Below are 7,125 nucleotides of genomic sequence, written 5' to 3' on the forward strand. Positions count from 1 at the left end.
TCGAAGATCTTGCCGTCGAAGAAGGTCTCGACGCCGCGCGATGAAGCCGCCGGGATGTCGGCCGCAGCGACGCCGAGGTCCTTGGCCGCCTCGCGCCACAGATCCTCGCGATTGACTTGATCGACCAGCGCCCTGATGTCGGTGGTCGCCGCGAATTTGCCCCAGCGGATGTTTTCGGCGAGGAACCAGCTGTCGTGGCTCTTGAATGGATAGGACACGCCGCCCTTCCAGAACTTCATGTGGAGGTCGGTGCCGGTGGCGACGCGGTCATTGCCGTAGTTGATGTCGCCCTTGAGGCGACCGATGATGTCGGCGGTCGGCACGTTCATCCATTGCCGCCTGCCGATGATGGCCGCCATCTCGTCCTTGTTTTCCATGGCTTCGCACCATTGCTGGGCTTCCATGACGGCCATCAGGATCGCCTTAGTGGCGTTCGGGTTCTTGTCAATGAAGGCGGCGCGCAGGCCGAGCGCCTTTTCCGGATGGCCTTTCCAGAGTTCGCCTGTCGTGGTGGCGGTGAAGCCGACACCCTGATGGACGAGTTGCTCGTTCCACGGCTCGCCGACGCAGAACACGTCCATATTGCCAACCTTCATGTTGGCGACCATTTGCGGCGGCGGCACGACGATGGTCGAGACATCCTTGTCGGGATCGATGCCGCCGGCAGCCAGCCAGTAGCGCAACCAGAGATCATGAGTGCCGCCCGGGAAGGTCATGGCGGCCTTCACCTCTTTGCCCTCGGCCTTCTTGGCCGCGAAGGCGTCCTTCAGCTTGGAGGCATCGAGGCCGACGCCGGTGCCAGCATATTCCTGCGCGACGGAAATCGCCTGGCAGTCGTAGTTGAGCCGCGCCACGATCGCCATCGGCATCGGCTGGTTGTTCTGCGTCACCTTGCCGGTATGCATCAGGTAAGGCATCGGCGTCAGGATATGGGCGCCGTCGATGCCGTTGGCTTCGCCGCCGAGCATCAGATTGTCGCGTGTCGCGCCCCAGGAGGCCTGCTTGAGCACCTCGACATCGGGCATGCCGAATTTTTCGAACAGGCCCTTCTCCTTAGCGATCATCAGCGGCGCTGCATCGGTCAGCGCGATGAAGCCTAGCTTGGCGCCGGTGACTTCCGGCGCTGCCGTCGCCGCATAGGCGCCGGACGGCAGCAGCGCGCGTGCCGCCGCCAGCGTTGCCGCGGTGGCCGCGCTCATCATCAGGAAATCGCGGCGCGTTACAGCCTTGAGGGCGGATTGGGTTTTGATGCGTTTCGTCATCGTCATCTCCGGTTGGGCGCGGCTTGGGATCTGCGCCGTCGATTGCGTCTTCGACCAAACAATAAAAGCCGCCGGCCAGGCCGCTGCGTCCGTTGATCCGGATCGCGTGTGACCTGAGCGGCAGCTTTGCCTGTGGCGCCCGCCATTGGACGCCGTATTCCGTGGCCTGAAGGCCTATGGATTACTATGCAGGAACCGTGCCAGCTGGAAGAAGCGGCGGATTAAGCAATAAAAACAATCGCGCGCGTGGGCGTGAAGGCTGGAGCGCCGGATTGTCGATGCTCATACGGCAGTCACGCCATTGTGCAGTAGCACAAATATTGTGCAGTGCACGATAGTGCGCAAGGAATGCTCAACTCGTCGGCATCGCCCAGTCGCGGATAGCGAGATAGTCGTCGATCCTGTCGGGATCGAAGATGCGGCCGTCGAAGAAACCATCCGGACCAAGGACGAGGCTGGCGCCGGCCGAGCCCACCGGGGTGGCAGCGGTCAGGGCACCCTCGACCTTGGCGTTGGCTCCCGGCAGGGCGACGCCGAGCGGCTTCAGCGCTGCGCGATAGAGGTCGGGCCGGTAGGCGTCGCGCGCGAGCGCCATGTGGGCAGCGCTGTGCTTGATCTGCCCCCAACGGACCATCTGCGTGTAGAACCACAGCGCATGGCTCTTCCAGGGGAAATTTGCCGCCTTGCCGAAAGGCAGAAAGAAGTCCTCGACGGTCAGTTCCGCGCCGCCGCCCAACGCAAGATGTCCGGTCAGGATCGGCATCTGCAACGCCGGCGAAACGCCGAGGAAGGAAGGCTGCGCCATCAGCGCGGCCAGTTCGCCGCGGTTTGCCGGATCCTCGCACCAGCGCGCAGCGTGATGGAGCGCGCGCAGCAGGGCTGAAAGGGCTTCGGGGTGTTTTTCGGCCCAGGCCTTGCGCACGCCGACGACTTTTTCGGGGCTGGTCTTCCAGATAGCGGCCTTGACCGTGGCGATATGGCCGGTGCCGGCGACAACCGAGACGCTGTTCCAGGGTTCGCCGGCGCAGTAGCCGTCGATCCTGCCGGCGGCGAGTGCGTCGGCCATGAAGGGCGGCGGCACGATGACGATTTCTATTTCGCGCGACGGATCGATGCCGCAGGCCGCGAGCCAGTAGCGCAGTTCGAAATTGTGTCCGGAGTGCGGATGCACGACCGCAAAGCGCAGCGGGTCGCGACCGGCATTTGCCCGTTCACGGATTAGCGCTCCCAAGGCCTTGCCGGCTCGCGCCGGATCGAGGTCGGGCAAGGCGCCGTGCGCGGCCATGCCCGCCCAGACCACGTTCGAAACCGTGACGCAATTGCCGCCCAGTCCCAGCGAGAACGGCACGACCGTATCGGAGGCGAGTGGCGTGAGCCCCAGATTGCAGGCGATCGGCATCGGCCCCAGCATATGCGCCAGATCGAAATGCCCGATCGCGATGCGGTCGCGGATGTTGGCCCAGGATGTCTCGCGACTGAGCGTCAGGTCGACGCCTTCGCGCGCGGCAAACCCGATCTCGCGCGCTGCGACAAGAACGGCGCTGTCGAAGAGCGGTATGAAACCGGCATTGATCTGGTGTTCGGCCGCCATGCTCAACTCTCTCCGGGATCCAGAAGGCCTGCCGCCGTCACCAGGCTCTGCGCGATTTCGCTGATCTTGCGGTTCTGGTTCATGGCGGTCTTGCGCAGAAGCGTGTAGGCTGCGTCCTCCGACAGCCCGCGCGACCTCATAAGGATGCCCTTGGCGCGGTCGATGACCTTGCGGTCCTCCAATTCACTGCGGGCTTCTTCCAGTTCGCGCGCCATCCGCGAGAACGCGTTGAAGCGGCTGATCGCCATATCGAGGATCGGCTTGACGCGCTCCTGGCGCAGCCCGTCGACGACATAGGCGGAGACCCCCGCTGCCACCGCAGCTTCGATCGAAGCCTGATCCGACCGATCGACGAACATGGCGATCGGCCGCTTCACGACGCGCGACAGCTGGAACATGTTTTCAAGCATGTCGCGGTTGGGATTTTCGAGGTCGATGACGATTACGTCCGGTTCGATCTCGGCGATGCGCCGCGCTATTCCGGCAACGTCGTGAACGACCGTGACCTGCTCATGCCCGGCCTCCCGCAATCCCGCCTCAATGATGGAGGCGCGGATGTGGTTTTCGTCGATCACCAGGACGGTGAGGGATTTCCGGATCATGCCGCATTTTGCGCACGCCGCGCGATTGTGCAATGCGGCATGTTGGGAATTGCCGCAGTTATCGCTTCGGGGACTGCCATATGTTCGCGGAGCTGATCCGTTAAGCTTCTTTAAATACCATTCGTAGGGTCTACTTTGCTTTTCTATCGCCTGCGCTATCTTTCAGTTTGCGAATCTTGTCTCGCTGTCTAGAAGATTGGAGGTTTCCATGGATCGGCGATCATTTTTGACAGGAATGTTTGGCATTGCTGGGGCAGCAGCCCTTGCGAGCGCAGTTCGGCCCATCAACGCGGTAGCCGGCGGACCGGGCGCCCGAAGTGGCATCCTCGATGAACTCGACGCGCCGGATACGGAAGCCTTCGAGGATGAAGATACTCAAGCGGAGCCGGTCCGCCATCGGCGGTGGCACCGCAGGCGGCGGCGCCGGCGGCGCGTTTGGAGAAGGATCTGTCGTCGTGTCTGGCGAAATGGCTTTCCGCGCAGACGGTGCTTTCGAAGGCGTGTTTGGGTTTGGGCCTGGTATTATTAGCAGTTAGTGTGCTGAAAACCCTGGTGATTGCCGGGGTTTTCAGCTTCAGGCTAACCGAAATACAGCGAAATTTTTCAGGGGACCCGCCCGAGTTGTCGGCCTGCGAGTGATAGGCAGGCCTACAACGACTAATTTTCCCAAGAGAAAACTGGTGGAGCCAATCGGAATCGAACCGACGACCTCTTGAATGCCATTCAAGCGCTCTCCCAACTGAGCTATGGCCCCACTCCGGCAGTCTACCGGCGCCGTTGCCGGCGAAGAGATCCGGCGCGGGTTGAGACCGCGCCGTTAGTGCAGCGGCTTCTAACCCCGCCTTCCGTCAATATCAAGCCTTCAAGAGCCGCTTTTTATTAAGACGCCGCGAAAGTCGGCAGGCGCTTGCGCCAGAGGCCCGATCAGACTTCGTCGTCGTCGTCGCCGACGCCGATCATGTCGGCGACATCGTCGTCTTCTTCCTCTTCGTCTGCGAGGAAAGTATCGTCATCCTCGTCACCGAGGTCCACATCGTCCTCGTCATCGCCGAGATCGGGAAGATCGTCGGCTTTCGCATCCTCGTCCGCCTCTTCGAGCGAGACGACCTCGACGCCCTCTTCCTCCTCGGCGTCCACTTCCTTCTCGGCAACTTCCTCTTCCTCCTCGAGGGCGGCGATCTTGCCTTCCTCGAAATAGGAACGCGGATAGCTCTTGCCGGTATAGGGCGAGACGATCGGATCCTTGTTCAGGTCGTAGAATTTTTGACCCGTCTCGGGGTCGATGCGTTTGGTGCCAAGTTCGGGTTTTGCCACTGCAAGCCTCGTCGATGAAAGTTTGGTCCCCATAACCACAGTTTGCGGCGCTGTCAAAGCCTAAAGCCAGCGTCATAAATCGCCGCGTTGAGCGACCTCTTGCAAGGGGATGACCATTTCCGTCCGCCGTGATACGAGACCGCCCAAACCAAAAGAAAATGGCCGGCCACCGGCATTTTCACGCAGGGAAAAGCCATGTCGCATACTGCCGCCCCGAAACCGGCCACCGCCCGCAAATCGTCAGCGCTTTCAGGCGCGGCGCGGGTGCCGGGCGACAAGTCGATTTCGCACCGCTCTTTCATGTTCGGCGGCCTTGCCTCCGGCGAAACCCGCATCACCGGCCTGCTGGAAGGCGAGGACGTGATGCGCACGGGCGCCGCGATGAAGGCAATGGGCGCGCATATAGAAAAGCTCGGCACTGAGTGGGTGATCCGCGGCACCGGCAACGGCGCGCTGCTGCAGCCGGAAGGCCCGCTCGATTTCGGCAATGCCGGCACCGGCTCGCGCCTCACCATGGGCCTGGTCGGCACCTACGACATGGAAACCACCTTCATCGGCGACGCCTCGCTGTCCGGCCGGCCGATGGGCCGCGTGCTCGAACCGCTGCGCCAGATGGGCGTGCAGGTGCTGAAAGCCATACCCGGCGATCGCATGCCGATCACGCTGCGCGGGCCCAAGCACGCAGCACCCATCACCTACCGTGTGCCAATGGCCTCGGCGCAGGTGAAGTCGGCGGTACTGCTCGCCGGGCTGAACACGCCTGGGATCACCACCGTCATCGAGCCGGTGATGACGCGCGACCACACCGAAAAGATGCTCAGGGGATTTGGCGCCAATCTGTCGGTCGAGACCGATGAGCGCGGCGTGCGCCATATCTTCATCGAGGGCCAGGGCAAGCTTACCGGACAAACCATCGCGGTGCCGGGCGACCCCTCCTCGGCCGGCTTCCCGCTGGTCGCGGCGCTGATCGTGCCGGGCTCCGACATCACGATCGAAAACGTGCTGATGAACCCAACCCGGACCGGGTTGCTTTTGACGCTGCAGGAAATGGGCGCCCGGATCGACATTGTCGACCCGCGTAATGAAGGCGGCGAGGATGTCGCCGATCTGCGGGTGCGTCATTCGGAACTGAAAGCCGTCACCGTGCCGCCGGAACGGGCGCCGACGATGATCGACGAATATCCGGTGCTTGCTGTCGCCGCCAGTTTCGCCGAGGGCGAGACGCTGATGCAGGGACTGGAAGAGCTGCGGGTGAAAGAATCCGACCGGCTGTCGGCAGTGGCCGAAGGACTGAAGCTCAACGGCGTCGACTGTACCGAGGGCGAGGCCTCGTTGGCGGTGCGCGGAAGGCCGGGAGGCAAGGGACTGGGCCAGCATCCCAATGGACAGGGCACCATCGTGCAGACTCATCTCGACCACCGCATCGCCATGAGCTTTCTGGTGATGGGGCTTGCGACGGAAAAGCCTGTGACCATCGATGATCAAACGATGATAGCGACAAGTTTTCCGGAATTCATGGGCCTGATGAAGGGGCTGGGCGCGGAGATTGAGTGACATGGCAGTCGCAAACCTTGGAAATTGGCCCCCAACACCTCTGCCTTCGTCATCCTGGGGCGGAGCAAGGAGCGAAGCGACGCGGCGCAGACCCCAGGATCCATGCCGTGACGTCAGAGCGCCGCAGCGATGCTGAATTCTGGTTGGCAGCACTTTTTGGCTGATGTCACGGCATGGATCCCAGGGTCTTCGCTCCGCTACGTGTTCGCTGCGCCCTGGGATGACCAAGGCGCGAGGGCTTGTTGTCGGGCGGACAAAGCGTTGAGCCGTCAATGACACACGTCTTCACCATCGCCATCGACGGACCCGCCGGCGCCGGCAAAGGCACGCTGGCGCGAAGGCTGGCCGACCACTACCGGCTGAACCTGCTCGACACCGGCCTCACCTATCGCGCTGTGGCCCATGCGCTGCTTCGGCTCGGTCTGCCGCTCGACAATGTGTCGGCCGCCGAAACCGCTGCCCGCCAGGTCGACCTGGCCAAGCTCGACCGGTCGGTGCTGTCGGCGCATGCGGTCGGCGAGGCGGCTTCGAAAGTGGCGGTGTTCCCTTCGGTGCGGCGCGTACTGGTCGAAAAGCAGCGCGAATTCGCCAAGGCGCCGCCGGGCGCCGTCCTCGACGGCCGCGACATCGGCACCGTCGTCTGTCCCGACGCCGACATCAAGCTCTATGTGACGGCCAGCGCCGAAGTGCGGGCAGAGCGGCGGCTGGCCGAGATCGAGAGCATCGGCGGCACCGCCAATTTCAACGAAATCCTCGCCGATATCCTGCGCCGCGACGAGCGCGACATGGGTCGCGCCGACTC

7 protein-coding genes and 1 tRNA gene are annotated in these 7,125 nt (G+C 62.9%); 3 read left to right on the plus strand and 5 right to left on the minus strand.

The window, feature by feature from the left end; genetic code table 11:
* The 3 genes from EOA86_RS15500 to EOA86_RS15510 form a co-directional block, all read right to left on the minus strand.
* Positions 1-1,262, minus strand: a 1,262-nt coding sequence (locus EOA86_RS15500; protein WP_164891768.1) for a CmpA/NrtA family ABC transporter substrate-binding protein, incomplete at its 3' end; no start/stop codon positions are given.
* Between the two features lie 352 nt (positions 1,263-1,614).
* Positions 1,615-2,853, minus strand: coding sequence for a CmpA/NrtA family ABC transporter substrate-binding protein (locus EOA86_RS15505; protein WP_164759743.1), 1,239 nt, complete (start codon positions 2,851-2,853; stop codon positions 1,615-1,617).
* 2 nt (positions 2,854-2,855) lie between these two features.
* Positions 2,856-3,455, minus strand: a complete 600-nt coding sequence (locus EOA86_RS15510; RefSeq protein ID WP_127210752.1) for an ANTAR domain-containing response regulator — start codon at positions 3,453-3,455, stop codon at positions 2,856-2,858.
* Positions 3,456-3,857: 402 nt separating this feature from the next.
* Between EOA86_RS15510 and EOA86_RS38655 the strand changes: the two genes are divergently transcribed.
* The gene (locus tag EOA86_RS38655; protein ID WP_164891769.1) at positions 3,858-4,094 is read left to right on the plus strand and encodes a hypothetical protein; all 237 of its coding nucleotides are present in this window, start codon (positions 3,858-3,860) and stop codon (positions 4,092-4,094) included.
* 39 nt (positions 4,095-4,133) lie between these two features.
* On the opposite strand, the gene EOA86_RS15520 is transcribed toward EOA86_RS38655, so the two are convergent.
* Positions 4,134-4,209: transfer RNA gene (locus tag EOA86_RS15520), tRNA-Ala, on the minus strand.
* Positions 4,210-4,379: 170 nt separating this feature from the next.
* Entirely contained in the window at positions 4,380-4,769 is a 390-nt protein-coding gene (locus EOA86_RS15525; protein WP_127212523.1) for a TIGR02300 family protein, read from the minus strand.
* Positions 4,770-4,964: 195 nt separating this feature from the next.
* On the opposite strand from EOA86_RS15525, the gene aroA reads away from it, so the two are divergent.
* Positions 4,965-6,323, plus strand: coding sequence for a 3-phosphoshikimate 1-carboxyvinyltransferase (gene aroA, locus EOA86_RS15530; protein ID WP_128342427.1), 1,359 nt, complete (start codon positions 4,965-4,967; stop codon positions 6,321-6,323).
* A 272-nt stretch (positions 6,324-6,595) separates the two neighbouring features.
* On the plus strand, positions 6,596-7,125 hold a 530-nt coding region (gene cmk, locus EOA86_RS15535), incomplete at its 3' end, for a (d)CMP kinase (RefSeq protein WP_128342429.1).

The sequence above is a fragment of the Mesorhizobium sp. M5C.F.Ca.IN.020.32.2.1 genome (assembly GCF_004023105.1).
GTDB lineage: Bacteria > Pseudomonadota > Alphaproteobacteria > Rhizobiales > Rhizobiaceae > Mesorhizobium > Mesorhizobium wenxiniae.